Source organism: Sphaerisporangium sp. NPDC005289, from assembly GCF_040607455.1.
GTDB classification, from domain to species: domain Bacteria; phylum Actinomycetota; class Actinomycetes; order Streptosporangiales; family Streptosporangiaceae; genus Sphaerisporangium; species Sphaerisporangium rhizosphaerae.
In genome coordinates this window covers 390,483-391,816 of the sequence record NZ_JBEXGS010000005.1, presented here as the reverse complement: position 1 = coordinate 391,816, position 1,334 = coordinate 390,483, and the positions used below count along the sequence as shown (strand labels likewise).

The window sequence follows — 1,334 nt, the reverse complement described above, 5'->3', positions numbered from 1 at the left end:
CCGGTGAACGTATGTGGTCATCGCGCTAGACGACGCCCTTGTCGCGCAGGGCCGCCACGTCCGCGTCGGACAGGCCCAGCTCCGCCAGGACGGCGGCGGTGTCGGCGCCGTGGGGGCGGCCGGGCCAGCGGATCTCGCCCGGCGTGGCGGACAGGCGGAACATGACGTTCTGCATGCGCAGCGGGCCGAGGCCGGGGTCCTCGACGGTGGTGACCGCGTCCAGGGCGGCGAGCTGCGGGTCGGACATGACATCGCGCACGTCGTAGATGGGGGCGACCGCCGCCTGGGCGCGCTCGAAGGCGTCCAGCACCTCCTCGCGGGTGCGCGCGCCGACCCACGCGGCGACGGCCTGGTCCAGCTCGTCGGCGTGCTCGACGCGTCCGGCGCCGGTGGCGAACCACGGCTCCTGGACGTACTCGGGCCGGCCGACCAGGCGCATGACCCGCTCGGCGATGTTCTGGGCGGAGGTGGAGACGGCCACCCAGGTGCCGTCGGCGCAGCGGTAGGTGTTGCGCGGCGCGTTGTTGACCGAGCGGTTCCCCGTGCGCGGCGGCACCACGCCGAGCCGGTCGTAGATGGTCGGCTGGGCGCCGAGCACGGTGAGGATCGGCTCGATGATCGACATGTCGACCACCTGGCCGGCCCCGGTGCCCTCACGCGCGTGGAGGGCGGCCATGACGGCGTAGGCGGTGGCGAGGGCGCAGATGCCGTCCGCCAGCCCGAACGGGGGCAGGGTGGGCGGCCCGTCCGGTTCGCCGGTCATCGCGGCGAACCCGCTCATCGCCTCGGCGAGGGTGCCGAACCCGGGACGCCGCGCGTACGGGCCGAACTGGCCGAACCCGGTGACGCGGGCCAGCACCAAGCGGGGGTTGGCCTCGCGGAGACGGTCGTAGGACAGGTTCCAGCGCTCGAGGGTGCCGGGCCTGAAGTTCTCGATGACCACGTCGGCGTCGCGGGCGAGCGCGAGCAGCACCCGCTGACCCTCGGCCGTCGACAGGTCCAGGGTCATGGCCCGCTTGTTGCGGCCCAGCACCTTCCACCACAGGCCGCCCGGACCGTGGCCGCGGGAGGGGTCGGGCTTGGCCGGATGCTCGACCTTGACCACCTCGGCGCCGAAGTCGCCGAGCAGCATCGCGGCCATCGGCCCGGCGAACAGCGTCGCCAGGTCCAAGACGCGGACGCCTTCCAGGGCTTTCATGTCTGATCCTCCGTGGTCCTGCGTGACGACGGCTCCAGGGTCCCGTGTGACGACTCCTCCGGGGACCCGTGTGACGACTCCTCCGGGGACCCGTGTGACGACTCCTCCGGGGACCCGTGTGACGACTCCTCCGGGG

General features: G+C 73.4%; 1 protein-coding gene. It reads right to left on the bottom strand.

The window, feature by feature from the left end:
* Window positions 1-25: 25 nt before the first annotated feature.
* Complete coding sequence (locus ABZT47_RS12405) at window positions 26-1,198, bottom strand: CoA transferase (protein ID WP_354839637.1); 1,173 nt, start codon at window positions 1,196-1,198, stop codon at window positions 26-28.
* Window positions 1,199-1,334 lie beyond the last annotated feature (136 nt).

Coding starts and splice junctions, on each gene's coding strand:
- ABZT47_RS12405 (WP_354839637.1), bottom strand. CDS start 1,198: ATGAAAGCCCTGGAAGGCGTCCGCGTCTTGGACCTGGCGACGCTGTTC.